This window comes from Thiohalobacter sp. COW1 (genome assembly GCF_016629505.1).
Classification (GTDB): Bacteria; Pseudomonadota; Gammaproteobacteria; order Thiohalobacterales; family Thiohalobacteraceae; genus Thiohalobacter; species Thiohalobacter thiocyanaticus_A.
Genome location: NZ_AP024239.1, coordinates 299,734 through 324,248, shown reverse-complemented (window position 1 = coordinate 324,248; position 24,515 = coordinate 299,734). Strand labels below are relative to the sequence as shown.

24 protein-coding genes and 1 other RNA gene are annotated in these 24,515 nt (G+C 64.7%); 13 read left to right on the top strand and 12 right to left on the bottom strand.

Annotated elements, in window-relative coordinates; translation table 11 throughout:
- The first annotated feature begins 46 nt into the window (after positions 1 to 46).
- Genes COW1_RS01450 through COW1_RS01440 form a run of 3 tightly spaced genes read left to right on the top strand, consistent with a single transcriptional unit; the run spans position 47 to position 2,150 of the window.
- On the top strand, positions 47 to 355 hold the full coding sequence (locus COW1_RS01450) for an antibiotic biosynthesis monooxygenase (protein ID WP_096366809.1): 309 nt from the start codon (positions 47 to 49) through the stop codon (positions 353 to 355).
- Positions 352 to 1,539, top strand: coding sequence for an iron-containing alcohol dehydrogenase (locus COW1_RS01445; RefSeq protein ID WP_201345214.1), 1,188 nt, complete (start codon positions 352 to 354; stop codon positions 1,537 to 1,539). The genes COW1_RS01450 and COW1_RS01445 overlap by 4 nt, the downstream gene beginning before the upstream one ends.
- 2 nt (positions 1,540 to 1,541) lie before the next feature.
- A complete protein-coding gene (locus COW1_RS01440; RefSeq protein ID WP_096366811.1) occupies positions 1,542 to 2,150 on the top strand; it encodes a DUF938 domain-containing protein in 609 nt (202 codons plus the stop codon).
- 111 nt (positions 2,151 to 2,261) lie between these two features.
- Here the strand turns inward: COW1_RS01440 and COW1_RS01435 are convergent, their stop codons facing one another.
- A complete protein-coding gene (locus COW1_RS01435) occupies positions 2,262 to 2,744 on the bottom strand; it encodes an Rrf2 family transcriptional regulator (RefSeq protein ID WP_096366812.1) in 483 nt (160 codons plus the stop codon).
- Between the two features lie 174 nt (positions 2,745 to 2,918).
- On the bottom strand, positions 2,919 to 3,434 hold the full coding sequence (locus tag COW1_RS01430; RefSeq protein WP_096366813.1) for a DUF1249 domain-containing protein: 516 nt from the start codon (positions 3,432 to 3,434) through the stop codon (positions 2,919 to 2,921).
- A 155-nt stretch (positions 3,435 to 3,589) separates the two neighbouring features.
- Here COW1_RS01430 and COW1_RS01425 point away from each other — a divergent pair, with 155 nt between their 5' ends.
- Positions 3,590 to 5,221: an alpha-D-glucose phosphate-specific phosphoglucomutase gene (locus COW1_RS01425; RefSeq protein ID WP_201345213.1), complete on the top strand. Its 1,632-nt coding sequence runs from the start codon at positions 3,590 to 3,592 to the stop codon at positions 5,219 to 5,221.
- A gap of 31 nt (positions 5,222 to 5,252) precedes the next feature.
- Here COW1_RS01425 and COW1_RS01420 read toward each other — a convergent pair whose 3' ends face one another.
- Together COW1_RS01420 and gdhA are read right to left on the bottom strand one after the other, a co-directional pair.
- Positions 5,253 to 6,071 (bottom strand): pyruvate, water dikinase regulatory protein, encoded by an 819-nt coding sequence (locus COW1_RS01420; protein WP_201345212.1) that lies wholly within the window; start codon positions 6,069 to 6,071, stop codon positions 5,253 to 5,255.
- Positions 6,072 to 6,098: 27 nt separating this feature from the next.
- Positions 6,099 to 7,442, bottom strand: a complete 1,344-nt coding sequence (gdhA, locus tag COW1_RS01415) for an NADP-specific glutamate dehydrogenase (RefSeq protein WP_096366816.1) — start codon at positions 7,440 to 7,442, stop codon at positions 6,099 to 6,101.
- Positions 7,443 to 7,755: 313 nt separating this feature from the next.
- Between gdhA and ppsA the strand changes: the two genes are divergently transcribed.
- Positions 7,756 to 10,131, top strand: coding sequence for a phosphoenolpyruvate synthase (gene ppsA, locus COW1_RS01410; protein WP_201345211.1), 2,376 nt, complete (start codon positions 7,756 to 7,758; stop codon positions 10,129 to 10,131).
- A 295-nt stretch (positions 10,132 to 10,426) separates the two neighbouring features.
- Here the strand turns inward: ppsA and orn are convergent, their stop codons facing one another.
- Positions 10,427 to 10,972, bottom strand: coding sequence for an oligoribonuclease (orn, locus tag COW1_RS01405; protein ID WP_096366818.1), 546 nt, complete (start codon positions 10,970 to 10,972; stop codon positions 10,427 to 10,429).
- Positions 10,973 to 11,161: 189 nt separating this feature from the next.
- Between orn and COW1_RS01400 the strand changes: the two genes are divergently transcribed.
- Genes COW1_RS01400 through rsgA form a run of 4 tightly spaced genes read left to right on the top strand, consistent with a single transcriptional unit; the run spans position 11,162 to position 14,047 of the window.
- Positions 11,162 to 12,415, top strand: coding sequence for a M48 family metallopeptidase (locus tag COW1_RS01400; RefSeq protein ID WP_242466470.1), 1,254 nt, complete (start codon positions 11,162 to 11,164; stop codon positions 12,413 to 12,415).
- Between the two features lie 12 nt (positions 12,416 to 12,427).
- Positions 12,428 to 12,709, top strand: a complete 282-nt coding sequence (locus COW1_RS01395) for a cytochrome c (RefSeq protein WP_201345209.1) — start codon at positions 12,428 to 12,430, stop codon at positions 12,707 to 12,709.
- 7 nt (positions 12,710 to 12,716) lie between these two features.
- Positions 12,717 to 13,064, top strand: coding sequence for a 4a-hydroxytetrahydrobiopterin dehydratase (locus tag COW1_RS01390; protein ID WP_096366821.1), 348 nt, complete (start codon positions 12,717 to 12,719; stop codon positions 13,062 to 13,064).
- Positions 13,065 to 13,087: 23 nt separating this feature from the next.
- Positions 13,088 to 14,047 (top strand): ribosome small subunit-dependent GTPase A, encoded by a 960-nt coding sequence (gene rsgA, locus COW1_RS01385; RefSeq protein WP_096366822.1) that lies wholly within the window; start codon positions 13,088 to 13,090, stop codon positions 14,045 to 14,047.
- 259 nt (positions 14,048 to 14,306) lie between these two features.
- On the opposite strand, the gene COW1_RS01380 is transcribed toward rsgA, so the two are convergent.
- The 7 genes from COW1_RS01380 to COW1_RS01350 all read right to left on the bottom strand — a co-directional run bounded on the left by COW1_RS01380 (position 14,307) and on the right by COW1_RS01350 (position 18,842).
- Entirely contained in the window at positions 14,307 to 14,651 is a 345-nt protein-coding gene (locus COW1_RS01380) for a histidine triad nucleotide-binding protein (RefSeq protein ID WP_096366823.1), read from the bottom strand.
- A 372-nt stretch (positions 14,652 to 15,023) separates the two neighbouring features.
- Positions 15,024 to 15,398: a hypothetical protein gene (locus COW1_RS01375; protein ID WP_096366824.1), complete on the bottom strand. Its 375-nt coding sequence runs from the start codon at positions 15,396 to 15,398 to the stop codon at positions 15,024 to 15,026.
- Between the two features lie 39 nt (positions 15,399 to 15,437).
- Complete coding sequence (recR, locus tag COW1_RS01370) at positions 15,438 to 16,034, bottom strand: recombination mediator RecR (protein WP_096366825.1); 597 nt, start codon at positions 16,032 to 16,034, stop codon at positions 15,438 to 15,440.
- An 11-nt stretch (positions 16,035 to 16,045) separates the two neighbouring features.
- Positions 16,046 to 16,369, bottom strand: a complete 324-nt coding sequence (locus tag COW1_RS01365) for a YbaB/EbfC family nucleoid-associated protein (protein WP_096366826.1) — start codon at positions 16,367 to 16,369, stop codon at positions 16,046 to 16,048.
- 57 nt (positions 16,370 to 16,426) lie between these two features.
- Positions 16,427 to 18,040, bottom strand: coding sequence for a DNA polymerase III subunit gamma/tau (gene dnaX / locus COW1_RS01360; protein WP_201345208.1), 1,614 nt, complete (start codon positions 18,038 to 18,040; stop codon positions 16,427 to 16,429).
- Between the two features lie 222 nt (positions 18,041 to 18,262).
- An RNA gene (gene ffs / locus COW1_RS01355) (signal recognition particle sRNA small type) lies at positions 18,263 to 18,359 on the bottom strand.
- A gap of 93 nt (positions 18,360 to 18,452) precedes the next feature.
- The gene (locus tag COW1_RS01350) at positions 18,453 to 18,842 is read right to left on the bottom strand and encodes a DUF4156 domain-containing protein (protein WP_096366828.1); all 390 of its coding nucleotides are present in this window, start codon (positions 18,840 to 18,842) and stop codon (positions 18,453 to 18,455) included.
- A 567-nt stretch (positions 18,843 to 19,409) separates the two neighbouring features.
- Here COW1_RS01350 and COW1_RS01345 point away from each other — a divergent pair.
- The 4 genes from COW1_RS01345 (at position 19,410) to COW1_RS01330 (ending at position 24,449) form a co-directional block, all read left to right on the top strand.
- The gene (locus COW1_RS01345) at positions 19,410 to 20,225 is read left to right on the top strand and encodes a class I SAM-dependent methyltransferase (RefSeq protein ID WP_231971506.1); all 816 of its coding nucleotides are present in this window, start codon (positions 19,410 to 19,412) and stop codon (positions 20,223 to 20,225) included.
- Entirely contained in the window at positions 20,222 to 21,070 is an 849-nt protein-coding gene (locus COW1_RS01340; RefSeq protein WP_096366830.1) for a cyclopropane-fatty-acyl-phospholipid synthase family protein, read from the top strand. The genes COW1_RS01345 and COW1_RS01340 overlap by 4 nt, the downstream gene beginning before the upstream one ends.
- Before the next feature lie 110 nt (positions 21,071 to 21,180).
- Positions 21,181 to 22,356 (top strand): methionine adenosyltransferase, encoded by a 1,176-nt coding sequence (gene metK / locus COW1_RS01335; protein ID WP_096366831.1) that lies wholly within the window; start codon positions 21,181 to 21,183, stop codon positions 22,354 to 22,356.
- A gap of 155 nt (positions 22,357 to 22,511) precedes the next feature.
- Positions 22,512 to 24,449 carry a PhoX family phosphatase gene (locus COW1_RS01330; RefSeq protein WP_201345207.1) on the top strand — a complete coding sequence of 646 codons (1,938 nt, stop codon included), beginning with the start codon at positions 22,512 to 22,514 and terminating at the stop codon, positions 24,447 to 24,449.
- Positions 24,450 to 24,515: the final 66 nt, after the last annotated feature.

Genomic DNA, 24,515 nt, shown 5'->3' with positions numbered 1-24,515 from the left:
CCGGCTTGCCGGCTCAGAAAAACCATATCAGCAACAGGAGGTTGTCATGCACGTCACTCTGGTCCAGGTTCATGTCCGGCCCGAACACCTGGAGGACTTCATCGCCGCGACCGAGGCCAATCACCGGGCCTCGATCCAGGAGCCGGGCAATCTGCGCTTCGACGTGCTGCAGTCGCCCGAGGACGCCACCCGCTTTCTGCTCTACGAGGCCTATACCGACACCGATGCGGCCCGGGCGCACAAGGACACCCCGCACTACCAGGCCTGGCGCGATGCGGTGGCCGACTGGATGGCCGAACCCCGCCAGGGCATCCCCTGGCGGGGCCTGTTCCCGCACGGCGGAGCCGGGGCATGATCGCGCCCTTCTCCCTCGCCCGCCTGCCGCGTATCGAATTCGGCAGCGGCCGGCTGCAGCGGGTACCCGCGCTGGCCGCCCGCTACGGCAGTCGTGCCCTGCTGATCACGGGTGCCCGCTCCTTCACCGATTCGCCCCACGCCGCCGGTCTGTATTCGGGGCTGAAGGAGGCGGGGCTGAGCTGGAAACAGTTCCAGGTGGCCGGCGAACCCTCGCCCGAACTGGTCGACGCCGCCGTGGCGAAATACCGTGACGGGGATTTCGCCGTGGTCATCGGCATCGGCGGCGGCAGCGTACTGGATGCCGCCAAGGCCGTCGCCGGGCTGCTGCGGGTGGGGAACTCGGTGATGGACTACCTGGAAGGCGTCGGCCCGGAACTGCCTTACGCGGGACCGGCCGTGCCCTTCATTGCCGTGCCGACCACCGCCGGCACCGGCAGCGAGGCGACCAAGAACGCCGTGCTCAGCCGCCAGGGCGAGACCGGCTTCAAGAAATCCTTCCGCGATGAGCAGCTGGTGCCGGAATACGCCGTGGTCGATCCCGACCTGCTCAGCGGCTGTCCGCCGGAGCTGATCGCGGCCAACGGCATGGACGCCCTGACCCAGCTGATCGAATCCTATGTCTCGTTGCGGGCCAACACCTTCACCGATGCGCTCGCCATCTCCGGGCTGCGGGCGGCGCGCGACGGCCTGCTGGACTGGTACCACCACGGCAGCAGCGCCCTGGAGGCGCGCGCCCGCATGGCCTATGCCGCCCTGATCTCGGGCATCACCCTGGCCCAGACCGGGCTGGGCTCGGTGCACGGCCTGGCCTCGCCGCTGGGCGCCTACTTCCCCATCGGTCATGGCGTGGTCTGCGGCACCCTCGTGGCCGAGGCGACGCGGGTCAACATCGATGTGATGCGCGAGCGCGAACCCGACAATCCGGCGCTGGCCAAGTACGCCCGCCTGGCCGAGATCCTGTGCCAGCAGCGCATCCGCGAGCCCGAGGCGGCCAGGGAAAAACTGGTACAGCTGCTCTATGACTGGACCGAACAGCTGGATCTGCCGGAGCTCGGCGAATTGGGCGTGGAAGCGACCGACCTGCCGCGCATCGTGGCCAGCAGCCGCGGCAGCAGCATGAAGACCAACCCGGTGGTCCTGACCGACGCCGATATCACCCACCTGCTGGAACAAAGGCTCTGACGATGACAAACAAACCCTTCGCCGAATCCAGTGAGCAGAACAAGCTGCCCATCCTGGCCGTGCTGCAACACGAATTCGCCGGCATCGAGAGTGTGCTGGAGATCGGCAGCGGCACCGGCCAGCATGCAGTCTTCTTCAGCACTGAACTGCCGCACCTGCGCTGGCACACCAGCGACGTGCGCGACATGCATGCGGGAATCGTACAGTGGCTGGAAGAGGCGGATCTGGCAAACCTGGTCCCGCCCATCGCCCTGGACGTGGCCACCGATGCCTGGCCGGAACAGAGCTTCGACGGCGTGTTCAGCGCCAACACCGTGCACATCATGCACTGGCACGAGGTGGAGGCCATGTTCCGCGGCATCGGCCGCATCCTCAGGTCGGGCGGCCGCTTCTGTCTGTACGGGCCGTTCAACTATCACGGCACCTACACCAGCCCGAGCAACGAACGCTTCGATCAGTGGTTGAAGGAACGCGACCCGGAAAGCGGCATCCGCGATGTGGATGATCTCAACGCCCTGGCGGAACAGGCGGGACTCAGGCCGGCCGAAGACTACGAAATGCCGGAGAACAACCGTATCCTGGTATGGGAAAAACCCGCCAATGCGGACTGAAGGCGGTAACCGGGCAGAGACACCCTCCCGGTCTGACGCCCGAGCGGACAGAAGGCTGGCCGACGCAACCGATCAGGCCGCGCGTGACGGCTTGCGGCCTGCGGCCACCGCTCAGGCCAGGGTAAAGCGCCGGACTTCGTGCTCGTGCTTGTGCTGTCCGGCCTCGCCCTGGCGCTCGATCACCTCGCGCACCGAGGGACGGGAGAGGAACTCCTCGAGGTTGATCTGGGCGAGGTAGTCGTAGATCTGCTGCGAGAGATTGTTCCACAACTCATGGGTCAGGCAGCGCTTGCCGCCCTGGCAGTTCTCCTGCCCCTCGCACAGGGTGGTGTCGACCTTCTCGTCGACGGCCAGGATGATGTCGGCCACCGAGATGTCGCACGGCGGCTTGGCCAGGCGGTAGCCGCCACCGGGCCCGCGTACACCCTTGACCAGACCCTGGCGGCGCAGCTTGGCGAACAGCTGCTCCAGGTAGGACAGGGAGATGCCCTGACAGCGCGAGATGTCCGCCAGCGTGACCGGCCCGGTGTCCTGATGCACCGCCAGATCCATCATTGCGGTGACCGCATAACGGCCCTTGGTTGAAAGTCGCATGAGGTATACCTGCAAATCCTTACATGATTAGTAAGGCTTTATACTAATCCTGAGCAAATCAGTCAACTATAAGGCGTGCAGGGTTTTTGCCGGGACACTGCCGGCGGAGCCGGCCGGCGACGGCGGTTATATCAGCGAAATCAACAGAGTGGAATAAAGTCGCGAGGCGCGCGGCTAGCGGAGCGGACCGCCGGCCAGGCCTTCCCAGTCCGGCAGCGCCGCATCGGCCTCCCCGGGCGGGAGGAAACGGTGTCCCTGGCGCAGGCAGTAGCCGAGCCATTTCTGCAGGAAACGGTTCATGTGCCACTTGCGGTCCAGACTGTAGCGGTTGCGCATCCGGTCATAGACGGCGTCCCGCCGCCCGCGCCGCCGGCCGCAGGCGATGACCTCGGCCAGGCGGGCATCGTGATACAGGCGTACGCGGATGTCCGGCGCGGGGAATTCACCCAACGCGTCCTGGAACAGATAGGTCAGTGACAGGGTGGTGGTGTAGCGGCTGCGTTCATGCAGGTGCAGATGCAGGTCAAGCGCCCGCGCCGCCTGCGAGACATAGCTGGTATCCAGCGCGTAGGCGTCCAGCTCCCGCAGCAGCTGGCGCAGGCGGATATAGTTGCACTCGTAGATGGCCATCAGATCACTCAGATCGTTCTGGCGACCGTGCAACCGGGTTTTGTGATCAGTAACCAGCATACTTGTCAGGATACCACAGTCGTTCGCATTTCAACCGAAAGCTATACCTCTAGCGGCCGTCACGCAATATCTTTCAGTACCACTTCAAAGCGGTGTCGGCAGACCCCATAATATAACGATACCATCCCTACCCTCAGCAGCCGCAGAGAGCCTCGATGTCCAGCCTTGAAATCCCGACCCAGCCCTTCCCCGACCAGCGCCCAGGTACCTCGGGGCTGCGCAAGAAGGTCAGGGTCTTTCAACAGCCGCATTACCTGGAGAATTTCGTCCAGTCCATCTTCGACAGCCTGGACGGGCTCGAGGGTCAGACCCTGGTCGTCGGCGGCGACGGACGCTATTACAACCGCAGCGCCATCCAGATCATCCTGAGAATGGCTGCGGCCAATGGCGTGGGCCGCATCCTGGTCGGACGCGACGGCATCCTCTCCACGCCGGCCGCCTCCTGCGTGATCCGCAAGTATCACTGCTTCGGCGGCATCATTCTCTCGGCCAGCCACAATCCGGCCGGCCCGGATGCGGATTTCGGCATCAAGTACAACACCGCCAACGGAGGTCCGGCGCCGGAACGCATCACCGAGGCCATTTTCAGCCGCAGCCGCGAACTCGACCGCTATCGCATCCTGGAGGCCGGGGACATCGACCTGTCCCGTACCGGCAGCACTGAACTGGGAGGCATGACGGTGGATGTCATCGATCCGGTGGACGACTATGCCGGCCTGATGGAGGAACTGTTCGACTTCGACCGCATCCGCACCCTGCTGCAGGGCGATTTCAGCCTGCGCTTCGATGCCATGCATGCCGTGACCGGTCCCTACGCCGAGGAGATCCTGGTGCGGCGCCTGGGCGCCCCGACCCGCAGCCTGATGCACACCGTGCCGCAGGAGGATTTTGCCGGCGGCCATCCCGACCCCAACCTCACCTATGCGCGCGAACTGGTGGATATCCTCTACGCCGACGACGCCCCGGACTTCGGCGCGGCTTCCGACGGCGACGGCGATCGCAACATGATATTGGGCCGCCGATTCTTCGTCACGCCAAGCGACAGCCTGGCCGTGCTCACCGCCAATGCCACCCTGGTGCCCGGCTATGCCGAGGGCCTCAAGGGCGTGGCCCGCTCCATGCCCACCAGCCAGGCCGCCGACCGGGTGGCCGCGGCACTCGGGATCAAGTGCTACGAGACCCCGACCGGCTGGAAGTTCTTCGGCAACCTGCTGGACGCCGGCGAGGTCACCCTGTGCGGCGAGGAGAGCTTCGGCACCGGCTCCGCGCATGTGCGGGAGAAGGACGGCCTGTGGGCGGTACTGTTCTGGCTCAATCTGCTGGCGGTGACCGGCAAGTCGGTCGAGCAGCTGGTACATGATCACTGGGCCACCTATGGCCGCAATTACTACTCCCGCCATGATTACGAGGATGTGGAAAGTGAGGGCGCGCACACCCTGATGCAGGCCCTCAGGCAGCGCCTGCCCGAGCTCCAGGGCCGGCGGCTGGGCGAGCACGAAGTCGCCTATGCCGACGACTTCCGCTACGAGGATCCCATCGATCAGAGTGTGAGCGAGGCTCAGGGCGTGCGCATCGGCTTCAGCGACGGCTCGCGCATGGTATTCCGACTCTCCGGCACCGGCACCCAGGGCGCGACCCTGCGCGTCTACCTGGAACGCTACGAGGCCGACCCCGACCAGCAACACCAGGATGCCCAGACCGCGCTGGCCGGACTGATCCGCCTGGCCGACGAGGTGGCCGGTATCCGCACCCATACCGGACGCGAGGCGCCGTCGGTGATTACATGAAGTCGAGTGCGGAGTGAAGGGGAAGCTATCCTCACTCCTCACTCCTCACCATCCTCACCACACTCGCCGCCAGCTCCTCGATCGACATGCGCGAGCTGTCCAACACCGGAATGTCCAGTCCTGCCAGCATCGTCTCGAACTGCCTGACCTCGCGGCGGCACTGCTCCAGTGACGCATAGCGGCTGCCGGGGCGGCGCTGCTCGCGCACCCGGCGCAGACGCTCCGGTTCGATGCGCAGCGCGATCAGCTTGTGACGGAAGGATTGCAGGCGCCCGGGCAACTGCGGACTGTCCAGATCCTCCTCGGTCAACGGATCGTTGGCCGCACGCAGGCCGTACTGCAGCGCCAGATAGAGCGAGGTCGGGGTCTTGCCGCTGCGCGACAGGCCGATCAGGATCAGGTCGGCATCCTGGTAGCGCTTGACCGCCACCCCGTCGTCGGTGGCGAGCGCGAACTCCAGGGCGCCGATGCGGTCGAGATAGCCATTGTCGGCCCCGCCATGGGTCTGGCCCCGGCGCGGCGTGGCCTCGGCATGCAGGGCCTCGGCCACCGGCCCCAGCAGGACGGCGTAGATGTCGAACACCGTACCCCGACAGCCGTGCAGCTGCTCGCGCAGGGGGGCATCGATCAGGGTGGCGAAGACCAGCGGCGGCACGCCGGCTGCCTCGGCGCTGGCGTCGATACGGTCGACCGCCGAGCAGAGCGCTGCAGCGGTATCGACAAAGGGTATGGTATGGATATCGAACTCCAGCCCGGTGAACTGCGACAGCAGACTGCGCGCCAGCTTCTCCACCGTGATGCCGGTGTGGTCGGACAGCAGAAAGACCGGATAGGGTGTCTCATCGCTCATCTTGCTTCCCGTCATGGAGAGGAAAGGCTATACCACACCTTGCGCCAGCATGGCATCGGCCACCTTGACGAATCCGGCCACATTGGCCCCGTCCACATAGCTGAAACCGCCGTCTTCGCGTTGCCCGTGTTCGAGACAGGCCTCGTGGATACTGCGCATGATGATGCGCAGACGGTCATCAACCTCATCCCGACGCCAGGACAAGCGCATGGCATTCTGACTCATCTCCAGTCCAGAGGTGGCCACACCGCCGGCATTGCACGCCTTGCTGGGTGCGTACAGCACGCCGTTATCCTCGAGGCATTTCACCGCCTCGGGTGTGCAGGGCATGTTGGCGCCCTCGGACACACACAGCACACCGTTTTTCACCAGCTGCTCGGCATCCCCCTCGTCCAGTTCATTCTGGGTCGCGCAGGGCAGGGCAACATCCACTGGCACATGCCACGGCCGCTTGCCGGGGATGAATTTCACCCGCACCCGTTCCGCGTAGTCGCTCACCCGTCCGTAGAGGTGGTTCTTCACTTCCATCAGTTCGGCCAGCTTCTCGGCGGTAAAGCCGTCTTCATCCACGATGACGCCGCTGGAATCCGAAACCGTCACCACCCTGCCGCCCAGGGCCGTGGCCTTCTCCACTGCATACTGTGCCACGTTGCCTGAACCGGACACGCCCACGCGCAGGCCATCCAGGCCGCGGCCCATGCGATTGAGCATCTCCTCGGCAAAATATACCGTGCCATAGCCGGTCGCCTCGGGGCGGATCAGAGAACCGCCGAAGCTCAGCCCCTTCCCGGTGAACACGCAGTCGGCACGATTGGTGAGCTTTTTCACCATGCCGGTCATGAATCCGACCTCGCGCGCGCCCACACCGATATCACCAGCCGGCACATCGGTATCGGAACCCACATGCCGGAACAGTTCCGCGGCAAAGGCCTGGCAGAAACGCATCACCTCGCCGGGACTGCGGCCCTTGGGATCGAAATCCGAGCCGCCCTTGCCCCCGCCCAGCGGCAGGGTGGTAAGCGCATTCTTGAAGGTCTGCTCAAAGGCGAGGAACTTCAGGATAGACAGATTCACCGAGGGATGGAAACGCAGCCCTCCCTTGTAGGGGCCGATCGCCGAACTGTACTGCACCCGATAGCCACGATTGACCTGCACCTCGCCCTGGTCGTTCACCCATGAAACGCGGAACATGACAATGCGCTCCGGCTCGACCAGTCGATCCAGCAGCCCGTGTTCGGCATATCTGGGATGCGTCTGGATGAAGGGCCAGAGGCTTTTCATCACCTTGGTGACCGCCTGCAGGAACTCCGGCTGGCCGGGATTGCGTTCTGCTACATGAGCGAGGAATTCATCAATCGAGTGATATTTCATGGAAACTCTCCTTAAGGCACCTTCCGCTACGATAAGGCTGCGACATCACCATAACCGGAGCGGGCCTCACGGTGCCGCTGCACCAGCGGGGTCAGCCGCGCATGATACAGCAACCTGACGCAGAAAGAGTAAGCAGCCGGGCACCTCATGCCACCATCCTGTTGGGAATCCGTTCACTCCTCTGCGGCCTGCCCGGAACAGGCCGCGGGAACGGCGGCCCGGCGACTCTGGTTTTATCCCGATCGGGCCCGTGCTAGGCTCGCAGACGGATCATATCCACACCCACACATCCCCTTCGGCAGGCAGGAACACAATGAACAGTCTGGTTGTCTGGTTCGAGGAACTGACTATCGATGACGTACCCAGCGTCGGCGGCAAGAACGCTTCGCTCGGCGAGATGGTACGCGAACTGACCGCGGCCGGCGTGCAGGTGCCCGGCGGCTTCGCCACCACCGCCGATGCCTACCGCACCTTCCTCGCCCATGAGGAACTGGATCAGCGCATCTACGCCGCGCTGCGCGAACTCGACATCGAGGACGTTCAGGCCCTGAGCCGCACCGGCGGTCAGATCCGACAATGGATCATGGATACACCCTTCCCCGCCGAACTGGAGACCGCCATCCGTGACGCCTATGCCGAGATGGAGCGTCGCCATACCGAGGGCGTCTCGGTGGCGGTGCGCTCCTCGGCCACGGCAGAGGATCTGCCCAACGCCTCCTTCGCCGGTCAGCAGGAGACCTTTCTCAACATCGCAGGCATCGACGCGGTGCTGCACGCGGTCAAGGGCGTATTCGCCTCCCTGTTCAACGACCGCGCCATCACCTACCGCGAGCACCACGGCTTCGAGCACGATCAGGTGGCGCTATCGGCCGGCGTGCAGCGCATGGTGCGCAGCGACATCGGCGCCTCCGGAGTGATGTTCACCCTGGACACCGAATCCGGCTTCCGCGACGCCGTCTTCATCACCGCCGCCTGGGGTCTGGGCGAGACCGTGGTGCAGGGTGCGGTCAATCCCGACGAGTTCTACCTGCACAAGCCGCTGCTGCGCGAGGGCAGACCCGCCATCATCCGTCGCATCCGCGGCGAGAAAGCCGTCAAGATGGTCTACCGCGAGGCCGCGCCGGGCGAGCCGCCGGTGGAGACCGTGGAGGTTCCCGAGGCCGAGCGACTGCGGTTTGCACTCGACGACGACGACTTGATCGAGCTCGGGCGCCAGGCCATCGCCATCGAGGATCACTACGGCCGGCCCATGGACATCGAATGGGCGAAGGACGGCGGCGACGGCGGCATCTTCATCGTCCAGGCCCGGCCCGAAACCGTAAAGAGCCGCAGCGACGCGTTGCAGCTGGAGGAATACCGTCTGCACGAACGCGGCGAGATTTTAGCCGAGGGCCGCGCCATCGGCGGCCGCATCGGCGACGGCCCGGCCCGCATCGTCGACCGCATCGAGGACATGCACCGGGTCGAGGCCGGCGATGTGCTGATCACCGACATGACCGACCCGGACTGGGAGCCGGTGATGAAACGCGCCGCGGCCATTGTCACCAACCGCGGCGGCCGCACCTGTCACGCCGCCATCATCGCCCGCGAGCTGGGTATCCCCGCGGTGGTCGGCTGCGGCGACGCCACCGAACAGGTCCCCGACGGCGCGGCCGTGACGGTCTCCTGCGCCGAGGGCGACACCGGCAATGTCTATCGCGGCAAACTGGATTACGAACGCAGCACCCACGACCTGGACCGGCTGCCGGAACTGCCGGTGAAGATCATGATGAACGTCGCCAACCCCGATCAGGCCTTCAACTTCCAGGCCCTGCCCAATCACGGCGTCGGGCTGGCCCGGCTGGAGTTCATCATCAACAAGTCCATCGCCGTGCATCCACGCGCGGTATTGGAGTACGCCGGCCAGTCGGACGAGATCAAACAGCAGATCGACCGGCTCAGCGCCGGCTATACCGACCCGGTCAGTTTCTATGTCGACAAGCTGGCCGAGGGGATCAGCACCATCGCCGCCGCCTTCTGGCCGAAGAAGGTGATCGTGCGCATGTCGGACTTCAAGTCCAACGAATACGCCCACCTGCTTGGCGGGACGCAGTACGAGCCCGAGGAGGAAAATCCCATGCTGGGCTTCCGCGGTGCCGCGCGCTACATCAGCGAGGCCTTCCGGCCCTGTTTCGAACTGGAGTGCCGGGCGTTGAACAAGGTGCGCAAGGAGATCGGACTCATCAATGTGGATGTCATGATTCCCTTCGTGCGCACCCTGCAGGAGGCGGAACAGGTGGTCTCACTGCTTGCCGACAACGGCCTGAAGCGCGGCGAGGACGGGCTGCGCCTGATCATGATGTGCGAACTGCCCTCCAACCCGCTGCTGGCGGACGAGTTCCTGGAGCATTTCGACGGCTTCTCCATCGGCTCCAACGACCTCACCCAGCTCACCCTGGGACTGGACCGCGACTCCGGGCTGGTGTCGGCGAGCTTCGATGAACGCAACCCGGCGGTGAAGGCACTGATCGCCATGGCGATCGAGAAGTGCCGGGCCAAGGGGAAATACATCGGCATCTGCGGTCAGGGGCCCTCGGATCACCCCGATCTCGCCGCCTGGCTGATCGAGCAGGGCATCGAGACCGTCTCGCTCAACCCCGACAGCGTGCTCAAGACCTGGCTGCACCTGGCGAAGCGGCATCCGCAATAACTGCTGACTCTTCAGGGGGGTGACAGAAACGCAGAGCACGCAGAGTATTACGGTACTCCTGATTAATCCGATTACTCCCGTCATTGCGATGCCCTGACCCGAAGGGTAGGGTACTCATGATGGATCCCGAAGGGATTCTATGAGAAAGCGCGGCAATCTCGTAATGCAGGATCAATCGGTTGGAGATTGCCACGCTTCGCTCGCAATGACGAATTATTCAGAGGCATTTACATTTTTGAACCTCTGCGCCTCTGTGCCTTTGCGCCCTCTGCGTTCCCGGCGCAAAAGCAAACGATTACAACCTGATGAAATGCTCGCGGTAGAAGCGCAGTTCCTCGATGGACTCGCGGATATCGTCCAGGGCCTGGTGGGTGGCCTTCTTGGTGAAGCGCGACAGCAGGTCCGGCGTCCAGCGTGCGGCCAGCTCCTTGAGCGTGCTCACATCCAGGTTGCGGTAATGAAACCAGGCCTCCAGTTCGGGCATGCAGCGGGCGAGAAAGCGCCGGTCCTGGCAGATGCTGTTGCCGCACATGGGGGATCTGCCCTGGGGAACATGCTGACGCAGGAACTCCAGGGTCTGCAGTTCGGCGGCGCGCTCGTCGAGGCGGCTGTTCTTGACCCGCTCGATCAGGCCGGACTCGCCATGGGTCTTGCGGTTCCAGTCGTCCATGGCCTTCATCAACGCCTCGTCCTGGTGCACCGCCAGCACCGGGCCCTCGGCGACCAGGTTGAGGTTGGCATCGGTGACGATGGTGGCGATCTCGATGATGCGGTCGTTCTGGGTATCCAGACCGGTCATTTCCAGATCGATCCAGATGAGATTATTGGGATCCTGGGCCATGATATTGTGTGGAATTTCCTGTGCCTGAACTGTCCGGCCATGCTACCGAATGCCTTTCCCAAAGGCCAGCATCGACCGCCGGAGATGAAACACGGTTATTTGTCCGGATTTTGCCGGCCGACAGCGCTGGCCGGGCCCGGGAACCGGTGAGTATAATCCGGGTCAGTTCCAGCCAACATGCGGCATGCCATGAATCTCTACACCGCCATCTTTCTCGTTATGCTGCTCGCCACCGCCCTGACCCAGTGGTGGCTGGCGGCGCGGCACATGCGCTATATCCGCAATCACCGCGGGCAGGTGCCGGCGGCCTTTCGCGATCATATCCCGCTCGCATCCCACCGCAAGGCCGCCGACTATACCCTGGCCAAGACCCGGCTGGGACTGGCCGAGGGCGCATACGGCTACCTGATCCTGCTGGCCTGGACCCTGGGCGGCGGCCTGGCCCTGCTCAACGGGGCCTGGTCGCAGCTGGAGTGGAGCCCGTTGTGGACCGGCGTGGCGGTCATGCTCAGCCTGTTCATGCTCTCCAGCCTGCTGGACCTGCCGTTCTCGCTCTATCACACCTTCGGCCTGGAGGCGCGGTTCGGCTTCAACCGCACCGATCTCCCGACCTTCATCGGCGATATGCTGAAGAACGGTCTGCTCCTGCTGCTGCTGGGCACGCCGCTGATCGCCGTGGTGCTGTGGCTGATGCAGGCCTCGGGCAGCCTCTGGTGGCTGTACGTCTGGATTGTGTGGATGGGCTTCACCCTGCTGATGCTGTGGGCCTATCCGGCCTTCATCGCGCCGCTGTTCAACAAGTTCAGCCCGCTGGAAGACAATGAACTCAGACAGCGCATCGAGTCACTGCTGAGCCGTTGCGGCTTCACCAGCAACGGCATCTTCGTCATGGACGGCTCAAAACGCTCCGGGCACGGCAACGCCTACTTCACCGGCCTGGGCGAGAACAAGCGCATCGTCTTCTTCGATACCCTGCTCAAGTCGCTGGACCCGGACGAGGTCGAGGCCGTGCTGGCGCACGAACTGGGGCACTTCAAACACAAGCACGTGCACAAACGGCTGGTCTCCATGGCCCTGCTGAGCCTCGCCGGCCTGGCGGCACTGGGCTGGCTGATCCAGCAGCCTGCCTTCTTCCATGGCCTGGGCGTGAACGAGCCCTCGCTGCACATGGGCCTGATCCTGTTCCTGCTGGTCAGCCCGCTGTTCGGCTTCTTCCTGTCACCGCTGATGAACGCCCTGTCGCGCAAGCACGAGTTCGAGGCCGACGCCTACGCCGCCAGCCAGACGCGTGCCGGCGACCTGGTCCAGGCCCTGGTCAAGCTGTACCGGGAGAACGCCAGCACCCTGACGCCGGACCCGCTGTATTCCAGCTTCTATGACTCGCACCCACCCGCACCGTTGCGGGTCGCACAGCTGAACGCCAACACCAGGCAGCCTGCCTGAAGGAGCGTAGCCATGTTCATACGATCGATCCCATTGTTTCTGACCCTCGGCCTGCTGGCCGCCGGCCCTGCCGCGGCGGCAGATGCCCAGGCCGGCAAAAAGCTGCACGACCAGCACTGCATGCAGTGCCATGACAGCGGCGTCTATACCCGCGAGGACCGCCGGGTCAATTCGCTGGAGGCCCTGCACAAGCAGGTAAGGCGCTGCGACGCCAGCCTGGGCCTGCGCTGGTTCGACCAGGACGTGGAAAATGTCGTAGAGTACCTGAATCAAACCCACTACCGATTCAAGTGAACCGACCATGACCACACCGCTCAAGGAACAGCACTGCAAACCGCTGCCCAAAGGCAGCCCGGCGCTGGTCCTGGACGAGGCCCAGGACAAGCTGAGCCAGTTGCATGACGACTGGACGCTGGACCGGGATACCCCTGCGTTGGTACGCAGCTTCAGGTTCAAGGATTTCTACCAGACCGTCGCCTTCGTCAACGCCGTGGCCTGGATCGCCAACCGGCAGGACCATCACCCCGACCTGGAGGTCAGCTACAACCGCTGCACGGTGCATTTCACCACCCATTCGGTCGGCGGGCTGTCGGACAACGACTTCATCTGCGCCGCCCGGGTGGACGCGCTGGAAGCGGGCAACGGCTGAAAGCGCCTCGCCGGAACCACAGGATGCCGCGCCGTAACCCGCTGAAGCCCCGCTCCGCGATCTCAGCGCAGACCGACATCCATACCGGCCAAGTGATCCGGCACCACGGCCGCAACGCCCTGGTGGAGGCCGAGAACGGGGAGCGGCTCGAATGCACTGCGCGCAAGCGGGTGCATGACCTGGCCTGCGGCGATCGGGTGGAATGGTCATCCGCGGGCGATGACCAGGGCGTAATCGAGCGCGTACTGCCACGTACCAGTGCCCTCTCCCGCCCCGATCATCGCGGCCGACCGCGGTCCCTGGCGGCCAACATCGACCAGTTGCTGATCGTCATCGCGCCCGCGCCCGAGCCCACCGCCGCCCTCATCGACCGCTACCTGATCGCCGCCGAACTGATGCCCGCCCGGCCGGCCCTGGTGCTGAACAAGACCGACCGGCTCACTGCCGACACGCGTACGCATATCGATGCCCTGCTGGCGGAATTCGCCGCCCTGGATATACCGGTGGTACGGGTGAATACCCGCGAGCCCGGTGCCCTGCAGCCGCTGATCGAACTGCTTGCCACCCACACCAGCATCCTGGTCGGCCAGTCGGGCGTGGGCAAATCCTCGCTGGTGAATACGCTGCTGCCGGAACACGAGATCCGCGTCGGCGAGTTGTCCGAGGCCAGCGGCCAGGGCCGGCATACCACCTCTGACACCACCCTCTATCATCTGCCGGGCGGCGGCAAGCTGATCGACTCACCCGGGGTGCGCGACTTTCATCTCTGGCACATCGACAAGGCGCAGCTGGAGCGGGGCTTTCGCGAATTCCACGACCCCGCCGGTCACTGCCGCTTCCACAATTGCCGGCACCTGAACGAGCCCGGCTGCGCAGTGCAGGCAGCGGTGGATGCCGGCGAGATCAGCGCGCGGCGGCTGGAGAGCTACCGCAAGCTGTATGCGCAACTGGAGGCGGCCGAAGAGCGACTTGGTGATTACTGATATCGTGTCTTCAGCGCTGTGTATCTGTCGGCAACCGCAGGTCGGGGCAGCCTGAAAGGCGCAAGCCGGCACCGACCGCGGCATGTCGGGTTACGCTGTACTAACCCGACCTGCGTGTACCAGGTCGGCAAATGCAGCGAATGCAGGTCAGTCTTCGCTTTGCTTTGTCCCGCCCAACCTGCAGCAACCTGATTGATTACCCTTTGCGCCTCCGTGTCTCTGCGTTCTCCGCGTTATTGTCACCCCGGCATGGCAGAACTCATCCCGGCGGCCACTGCATCGGCCGGCCGCCGAGCACGTGCAGGTGCAGATGGAATACCGACTGCCCGGCCTCTTCCAGGCAGTTCATCACGGTGCGATAGCCGCGCTGGTCCAGGCCGTCGATGCGCGCAACCTCCCGGGCGGCGAGATACATCTTCCCGACCAGCTCGGCCTGCGCCGGCTGCAGGTCGTTGAGGGTGGCGATATGCTGTTTCGGAATAACCAGCACATGGGTGGGGGCCTGTGGATTGATGTCGCGAAAGGCGATGACGTCGTCGGTTTCCAGTACGGTGTCGGGCTGGATCTCGCCGGCGGCCATCTTGCAGAACAGACAGTCGGTCATGGGACTCGCTCCTCCTCATCTTGAGATCATGATAACTTCGACCAGTGGTGAGGATAACGCAGAGTGCGCAAAGACGCAGAGTCGCAAAGGGTGTGAGGATCTTGTGATGACTCCGTCATTGCGATGCCCTGACTCGAAGGGGGGGATAGCCATGATGAAGCCCGCAGGGATTCCATGGCGCGCAGCGCCGTGGCACAAGCGGGCTTACGAGGGCACAACGCCTTTATGCCCCCTGGGTGCTCAGGGGCGAGCGTGGCGAATAATCGCCAACCGACTGATCACGCGGCACGAGATTGCTTCGCTGCGCTCGCAATGACGGAATACTTACTGCTCTTCGCGCCTCTGCGCACCCTGCGTTTATATCACCGAACCTCAGATGAAATAATCGACCGCGGTGCCGCGGTTGGCGTCGGGCTGGATCAGTTCGCGGGTATGGGAGAGGTAGGCGCCGACGGCTTGGCGGCCGGCGAAGTTGTCGGCAGCGCCTCTGCGCTGGCCGGTTGCGGCATCCTCGCCGCTCTCATACAGGCGTGAGCGCAGGAAGTCGCTGGTGGGGCTGTAACGGTGCTCGCTGCGGCTGCGTTCAAGCAGTTCGCCCTGAATGGCCTGCTCGGCGGCGTCGCGCGGGCGGCGCACGGCGGCGGGCTCGATCACCGGTTCGCCCCCGCGGCTGCGCTGGGCATGGGCGCCGGCCGACGTCGGGAGGCCCGCGCCGTGGGCGATGACAGGTAGGCGTGAGACGTCCATTCCGTGACCTTACCTTCCCTCGGGTGACAGGGTGGAGACTCAGAGGTCCCGGCGGCCGCTGAAGGCGTGCGACAGGGTGCCGCCGTCCACGTATTCTAGTTCACCCCCGAGCGGGATGCCATGCGCCAGGCGCGTGGCCCGGATGCCGTGGCTGCGGGCCAGATCGGCGATGTACTGGGCCGTGGCCTCGCCCTCCACTGTGGGATTGGTGGCGAGGATGATCTCGGCCACTTCGCCCCGGGCCAGGCGCTCCGCCAGCCGGTCCAGGCCGATATCGGCCGGTCCGATGCCGTCCAGGGGCGAGAGGTGACCCATGAGGACGAAATACAGGCCGCGGAAATCGGTGGCCTGTTCCACGGCGACGATGTCGGCCGGGGTCTCGACCACGCACAACTGGCTGCGGTCGCGGCTGTCACTGCGGCAGATGCCGCACACCGGCTCCTCGGTCAGAGTGCGGCACTGCTCGCAGTGGCCGACCTTGTCGATGGCATCGGTCAGCGCGGCGGCCAGCCGGCGGCCGCCCTCGCGGTCGCGCTCCAGCAGGTGGAAGGCCATGCGCTGGGCCGACTTGGGTCCCACGCCGGGCAGGCAGCGCAGCGCCTCGACCAGGCGTTGAATCGCCGGGGACAGGGACATGGGTCAGCGCTTCAGAACGGCATCTTGAAGCCGGGCGGAAGCCCCATGCCGGCGGTCAGCCCGGACATCTTCTCCTGGGTCGTCGCCTCGGCCTTGTGCACGGCGTCGTTCATGGCCGCAGCGATCAGATCCTCCAGCATCTCCTTGTCATCGCCGATCAGACTGTCGTCGATATTGACCCGGCGCACCTCGTTGCGGCAGGTCATCACCACCGTGACCATGCCGCCGCCGGCCTGACCGGTGACTTCCACGTTGGCCAGCTCCTCCTGGGCCTTCTGCATGTTGGCCTGCATCTGCTGGGCCTGCTTCATGATGTTGCCTAATCCGCCTTTCATTGCCTTTCCTCTCAGAAGTTTCCGAATACACCCAGAGTGAGTTCATGGGTTATGCGTTCATGCATCGTCCAGGGGCCGGATGCTGTCGGGCTGCACCCGGGCGTTGAAGGTATCCTGCAGCGCCCGGACCGTCTCGTCGGCGGCAATCGCACTCTCGGCGGCCTGCTGGCGCTCCTGGCTGCGCCGGGCCTGCTGCTGGGCCGGGGTCTCGGCCGGCGGCGGCGTCCCGCTGCCGCTGTCGATCTCCAGCCGCACCTCACGCCCCAGGCAGCGGTTCAGCGCCTCGGCCAGCTTGGCCTGCAGCGCCGGGGTCAGCAGGTGCTGGTGGGCCGGATCCAGATGCAGCTGCACCCGGCTGTCCCCGCAGCTGATCAGGGTGCAGTTCTCCGCCAGCTGTCCGGCCAGGCCGCGCAGGCCCATGGCGGCGATCAGGCCGGGCCAGTCGTCGCCGGCCGGCTGAGCCGCGCCGCCCCCGGATGCCGCTGCAGTCGGCGCCGCGGGCGCGGAGGCCTGGCTTGCCGCCCCTCGGGCACCCGGCCGCGCGGCCCGGGCCGGGGCCGCGGCGGCCGGCGTCTGCGCGGCGGCCGCCGGGCGGAAACTGAGCATGCGCAGCAGGATCATCTCCAGTCCGCCGCGCGGGTCCGGCGCCAGCGGCAGGTCGCGGCGGCCGATCAGGCCGATCTGATAGTGGAGTTGGACATCCTCGGGAGTCAGGGCCGCGGCCAGTTCGGCGATCACTTCCGGGGCATCGGCATATTCGTCCATCCCCTCCCCGGGCAATGCCTGGTGAACGGCAATGCGCTGCAGCACCGATAACAACTCGGCCAGCAGCGCGGCGAAATCGGTGCTGCGCTCGGCGGCATCGCCCACCCGCGCCAGCAGCGCCTTGCCGTCCCCGGCGGCGAGCGCCCGCACCAGGTCGTAGACGAACTCGCGCTCGATGGTGCCGAGCATGGTGCGCACCTCGGCCTCGCGCACCTCGCCGCCGCCGTAGGCGATGGCCTGGTCCAGCAGGCTCAGGCCGTCGCGCATGCTGCCGTCGGCGGCGCGGGCCAGTTCGCGCAACGCCCCCGCCTCGGCATTGATGCCCTCGCGTTCCAGGATCTGCTCCAGGTAGTCACGGATCTGCTCCGGCGGCAGGCGCTTGAGGTTGAACTGCAGGCAGCGCGACAGGATGGTCACCGGCAGCTTCTGCGGATCGGTGGTCGCCAGCAGGAACTTCACGTGCGGCGGCGGCTCCTCCAGGGTCTTGAGCAGGGCGTTGAAACTGTGGTTGGAGAACATGTGCACCTCGTCGATGAGGTACACCTTGTAACGCCCGCGGGTGGGGGCGTACTGGACGTTCTCCAGCAGCTCGCGGGTCTCGTCGACCTTGGTGCGGGAAGCGGCATCGACCTCGATCAGATCGACGAAGCGCCCCTCGTCGATCTCGCGGCAGGCCGAGCATTCGCCGCAGGGATGCGAGCCGACGCCGGTCTCGCAGTTCAGGGACTTGGCCAGGATGCGGGCCAGGGTGGTCTTGCCCACACCGCGGGTACCGGTGAACAGATAGGCGTGGTGCAGGCGGTCATTGTCCAGCGCATTGACCAGCGCGCGCAGGACATGGGCCTGCCCCACCAGTTCAGCGAAGCTGCGGGGCCGCCATTTTCGGGCAAGAACCTGATAGGACATGTGATCAACTCAAACCGCAAACCGGGGACAGCCCCGAATGGCCGTTACGTAAAGCGGATTTCAGCCCGTCCGTCATTCCCGCGAAGGCGGGAATCCAGTACCCGGCAGGGCACACAGACGCTGGATCCCCGCCTTCGCGGGGATGACGCGGCCAAGGTAAGCGCCATTCGGGGCTGTCCCCAGTGTAGGGAATATTTCATGAAAGATGAATTAGGAGGCGGCCTGTACCCGCCACACTCCGGCACCCGAGTCCACTGCTGCCGCTGCTCCCTTCCGGGCCTGACGGGGTTCACAGCTTATCGTTGCGGAGGGACCGGCACAAGCCACCATTGACCGGTATTGCCAGGAGCCCGCAGGGTATAACAGTTTCCCATTTTCCTCAATCGCTTATTGCGCAAGTCTCATGCCGGTTTCAGCGCAGGGGAAAGACTTCCGCCCCTGCCTCGCCGGCCTGCTCCTGCGCCGGCCGGCGGCAGTCATAAACCGCATAGATACGTTCACCCTCGACGATTTCGCTCTCCGCCACCACCCGGTCGCCGTCCATGCGCGCCGCGCTGTTGCGCGCCAGCACATCCAGTTCCTGCTCGAGTTTGCGATAGCTGCGCGGGATCCCCGCCAGCCGGTCCAGCACCGACACCCGGGTGGTGCCGAGGCGCAGGCAGTCGGCCACCGCCTCCGCCGTCACCACCTGCACCTGCGCACCCGCGGGCGTGGGCTCCACCCAGGTGCAGGCCGACAACAGCAGGCAGGCGGCCCCGCCCAGGCACTTGCACAACAGATTACCCCGTATGACATCTAACATAGTTGTATAACACCATTGAGACCGTTGAACGCCGTTCGTGCATTATACTGATTATGCATGCCTGCCGACGCATATGCCGCGGCAGGCCGCACACAACAGCCCCGGCGCCACGCACCGGGCATTATTCCCTGCATACTCTGTGATTATATTTCACAATCATCCAAGACACTTGTAATACATGGAAAAATACCTGTTTTTCCCGCACATTTCCGCCCCCCACAGGAAATTAAACCGGAATCAGGGGTGAAAATTCACTCGGAAATCTGTAAGATATGCAGACTGTACATCACGGGTCAGCGTTGCCGCCCCTCCGGGACACGGGAACGCGACTGTCTCTGCCCTTAAGCGGGCAACGGTGTAACTCTTCCGTCATCGTGTTTTTTCGGCGGGCCATTGAGGTCCGCGACCATGAATCACTATCAGGACCGTTACGTCCTGTTCGCGATAAACGACAACTGGTGCCAAACCATCCCGGCGGAAGGTGAAATACCAGAAGTTAAGCGTAACTACCCGCTTTGCACGAGATCGCCCGTAGGACCGTTTGGCACCGCAACGGGAGGAAATACTGTGCAAAAAACTGCCCAGCAGAATTATGGCGACGACCCCCTCAAGGTCCGCGACACCGACCAGTACAAGGACGAATACGTTCATGGCTTCGTCGACAAGTGGGACGAACTGATCGACTGGGACGGCCGCGCCAACAGTGAAGGCGACTTCTTCATCCAGGCCCTCAAGGAACGCGGCGCCAAGAAGATCCTCGACGTCGCCTCCGGCACGGGCTTTCACTCCGTGCAATTGATGAAGGCCGGTTTCGAAGTGACCAGCGCGGACGGCAGTCCGGAAATGCTGGCCAAGGCCTTCGAGAATGCCCGCAAGCGCGGTCATATCCTGCGCACGGTCCACGCCGACTGGCGCTGGCTCAACCGCGACGTGCACGATCTCTACGATGCCGTCATTTGTCTGGGCAACTCCTTCACCCACCTGCATGACGAGAACGACCGCCGCAAGGCCCTGGCGGAATTCTACGCCACCCTGCGTCATGACGGCATCCTGATCCTGGACCAGCGCAACTACGACGCCATCCTGGACCACAAGGTTCAGCCGACGCACAACTATTACTACTGTGGCGACAATGTCAGCGCCTCGCCGGAATATGTCGACGACTCGCTGGCCCGGTTCCGTTACGAGTTCCCCGACAAGTCGGTGTATCACCTCAACATGTTCCCGCTGCGCAAGGACTACACGCGCCGCCTGATGAAGGAGGTAGGCTTCCAGAAGGTAACCACCTACGGTGATTTCCAGGAGACCTACCGCGAGGAAGAGCCCGACTTCTACATCCACATCGCTGAGAAGAAATATCATCAGCAGGAGGATACTGAATGAGTACCACCCCATCCTATTCCGAGGTCGTGGAGACGGCACGCAGCTATTACAACAGCGATGACGCCGACAATTTCTACTTCCACGTCTGGGGCGGTGAAGACATCCATATCGGTCTGTACCAGGACGACCAGGAGCCCATTGCCGATGCCAGCCGCCGCACCGTGGAACGCATCGCCTCCAAGCTCGACAACCTGGGCCCGGACAGCTACGTCCTGGACGTGGGCGCCGGCTACGGCGGCGCCGCCCGCTACCTGGCGAAGACCTACGGCTGCCGGGTCGTTGCGCTCAACCTGAGCGAGAAGGAGAACGAACGCGACCGGCAGATGAACAGGGAGCAGGGCCTGGATCACCTGATCGAGGTGGTCGACGGCAACTTCGAGAACCTGCCCTACGACAGCGGCACCTTCGACGTGGTCTGGTCGCAGGACTCCTTCCTGCACAGCGGCCATCGTGACAAGGTGATCTCGGAGGCCGCGCGCGTGCTCAAGCCGGGCGGCGAGCTGATCTTCACCGACCCGATGCAGGCCGACGACTGCCCCGAGGACGTGCTGCAGCCGGTCTACGACCGCATCCACCTCAGCAGCCTGGGCTCGATCGGCTTCTACCGCGAGCAGGCCGCCCGCAACGGTCTCAAGGAAATCGAGATCGAGGATCTGACCGCGCGCCTGCCCGTCCATTACGGCCGCGTGCGCGAGGAACTGACCCGCAACCGCGACGATCTGGTGAACCGGGTCTCCGAAGAGTACATTGACCGCATGATCACCGGCCTGGGACACTGGGTCGATGCCGGCAGCAAGGGCTACCTGAGCTGGGGCATCCTGCATTTCCGCAAGACCGCGGACTGATCTGAATACACCCGGCCCGCGCCGCCGCCCGCGCGGCGGCAGACGGCCCGACTTTTTTCATTAACTCGACCGCACGAGGCGGTTGTCCAAAAACCCATCAGGAGGTTTACATGGCACGCGAATATATCGTGTCTTCCGAATCGGTAGGCGAGGGTCACCCGGACAAGGTGGCCGACAACGTTTCTGACGCCATTCTCGACGCCCTGCTCGCGCAGGATCCGCTCTCGCGCGTGGCCTGCGAGACCATGGTCAACACCGGCATGGCCATCATCTCCGGCGAGATCACCAGCAAGGCCACCGTCGACTACACCGACGTGGTGCGCGAGACCATCCTCGACATCGGCTACAACGACGGCGCCATGGGCTTCGACGGCAAGAACTGCGCCGTGCTGGTCGCGCTGGACAAGCAGTCTCCCGACATCGCCCAGGGCGTGGACGAGGGCACCGGTCTGGATCTGGACCAGGGCGCCGGCGACCAGGGCCTGATGTACGGCTATGCCACCAACGAGACCAATGAGCTGATGCCCATGCCGATCCAGTATGCGCACAAGCTGACCCAGCAGCAGACCAAGGTGCGCAAGGACGGCACCCTGCCGTGGCTGCGTCCGGACTGCAAATCGCAGGTCTCCGTGCGCTACGAGGGCAACGAGCCCAAGATGATCGACGCCGTGGTCCTGTCCACCCAGCACGCCGAGGACATCAGCTACGATCAGCTGAAGGAAGCCGTGATGGAGGAGATCATCAAGCCGATCATCCCGAGCAGCATGATCTCCGACAAGACCGAGTACTTCATCAACCCCACCGGGCGTTTCGTCATCGGCGGTCCGGTCGGCGACTGCGGCCTGACCGGGCGCAAGATCATCGTCGACACCTACGGCGGCGTGGGTCGTCACGGCGGCGGCGCCTTCTCCGGCAAGGATCCGACAAAGGTCGACCGCTCTGCTGCCTATGCCGCGCGCTACGTGGCCAAGAACGTGGTCGCCGCGGGCCTGGCCGACAAGTGCGAAGTGCAGGTCGCCTACGCCATCGGTGTGGCCAAGCCGGTCTCCATCCATGTCGAGACCTTCGGCACCGCCAAGATCGACGAGTCCAAGATCGAGGCCCTGATCCGCGCCCACTTCGACCTGCGGCCCAAGGGCATCGTGCAGATGCTGGACCTGCTGCGCCCGATCTACCGCAAGACCGCCTCCAACGGCCACTTCGGCCGCGAGGAGCCGGAATTCTCCTGGGAGAAGACCGACCGCGCCAAGGCCATGGCCGACGACGCCAACCTCAAGACGGCCTGAGCCGTCGCGGGGTAACCGCAGCAAGTCAAAGGCCCCTTTTCAGGGGCCTTTTTCTTTGCCTGACATATCGGCATCACACAAACTTCATTTCCCGGCAACATCTGCCTGCTAGCTTCACGGTACCCCTCAAACCGCCTGATCAGGAGGCAACAACCGTGAACGATCACGACGACAACAGCAGCAACAACTCGGGCAACCGCCCCTTCGCCGATATCCTGGAAACCCGTTTACACCGCCGTCAGGTGCTCAAGGGCGGCCTGGCCGTGGCCGCGACCGGTTTCTTCGCCGGGCCCGCGGTGGCGCAGGCCTTCGGCCGCGACGACCGGGGCCGTACCCCCTGGCAGCGCAATCCCCGCAATCGCGGTCTGATCAACTTCACCCCGGTCGCCATCGCCGACGGCAGCGGCCCCAATCCCGGTATCTCCCCGGATTACCAGTACGACATCATCCTGCCCTGGGGCGATCCGCTGGAACCCGGCGGCCCGGCCTACAGCTGGCCGCCCACGGCAGCCGATCAGGCGCTGCAGCTGGGTATCGGCCATGACGGCATGTGGTTCTTCCCCATGATCCACGAGCACGGCCGCCGCTTCGGCTGGGACGAGGACCGGGAGAACAACCCCTGGCGCGGCCGCGCGCTGGCCTTCGGCCAGGGCAATGACCACGGCGTGCTGTGCCTGAACCACGAGTTCGGCGGCAATGACCACGTACTGGGCAAACCGGTGCCGGAAAGCCTGGAGGACGTGCGCGCCTCCCAGCACGCCCATGGTGTATCGGTGGTCGAGATCCGCAAAGGCCATGGCCGCGATAATCGTTGGCAGCCGGTCCGGAGCAGGCTCTCGCGCCGCATTCACGTCAACACGCCGGTGAACTTCAGCGGCCCGGCGGCCGGCCACCCGCTGCTGCAGACCCCCAACGGCAACATCCCGCTCGGTACCGTCAACAACTGCGCCAACGGCTACACCCCCTGGGGCACCTACCTGACCTGCGAGGAGAACTTCAACGGCTACTTCGGCACCGAGGACCCGGCCTGGACGCCGAACGAATCGCAGCAGCGCTACGGCTTCCTCAACACCGGCTTCGGCTATGGCTGGCACCTGTTCGACAAGCGCTTCGACCTGGCCGACCCGGATTATCGCAACGAGGAAAACCGCTTCGGCTGGATCGTCGAGATCGACCCCTTCGATCCGACCCGGATCCCGGTCAAGCGTACCGCCCTGGGCCGCACCAAGCACGAGGGCGCCACGGTGCATGTCGACGACTATGGCCGCGTGGTGGTCTATTCCGGCGACGATCAGACCTTCGACTACATCTACAAGTTCGTCTCCGCCGACAACTGGCGCGCCATGCGCGCACGCGGCGAAAGCCCGCTGGATCACGGCACCCTGTACGTGGCCCGGTTCGGCGATGACGGCAACGGCGAATGGCTGGAACTGAGCATGAACATCCCGGCCCTGGCCGCCCGCTTCGCCGACATGGGCGAACTGCTGGTCAACACCCGCATCGCCGCCGACATCGTCGGTGCCACCCCGATGGACCGCCCGGAATGGGTCACGGTCGGCGCCGACGACAAGGTCTACTGCGCCCTGACCAACAACAGCCGGCGCAGTGTCGCCGACGGCCCCAACCCGCTGGCCCCGAACCCCGACGGTCACATCATCCGCTGGAGCGAGACCTCGGGCTTTGCCGGCACCACCTTCGCCTGGGACATCTTCCTGATCGCCGAGGACACCCACGCTGACGACCGGGAGGACACCTTCAGCGATCCCGACGGTCTGTGGGCCGACCCGGACGGCCGCCTGTTCATCGAGACCGACGGCGGCCAGAAGAAGGGACTGAACAACCAGCTGCTGGTGGCCGACATCAACAGCGGCGAACTGCGGCGTCTGTTCACCGGGGTCAGCGGCTGTGAAGTGACCGGGATTGCGGTCACGCCGGATCGGCGCACCCTGTTCGTCAATATCCAGCACCCGGGCGACGGCGATCCGAACCAGACCAACTTCCCTCTGCTCAATGCCGCGCCGGACGGCGTGACCATCCCGCGCGATGCCACCGTGGTGATCACCCGCCGCGACGGCGGCATCATCGGCGCCTGACCTGCGGGCCGCAAGGCCCGTCCCGCCCGCTGCACCGGCCCCGGTTCGCCACCGGGGCCGGTGTCT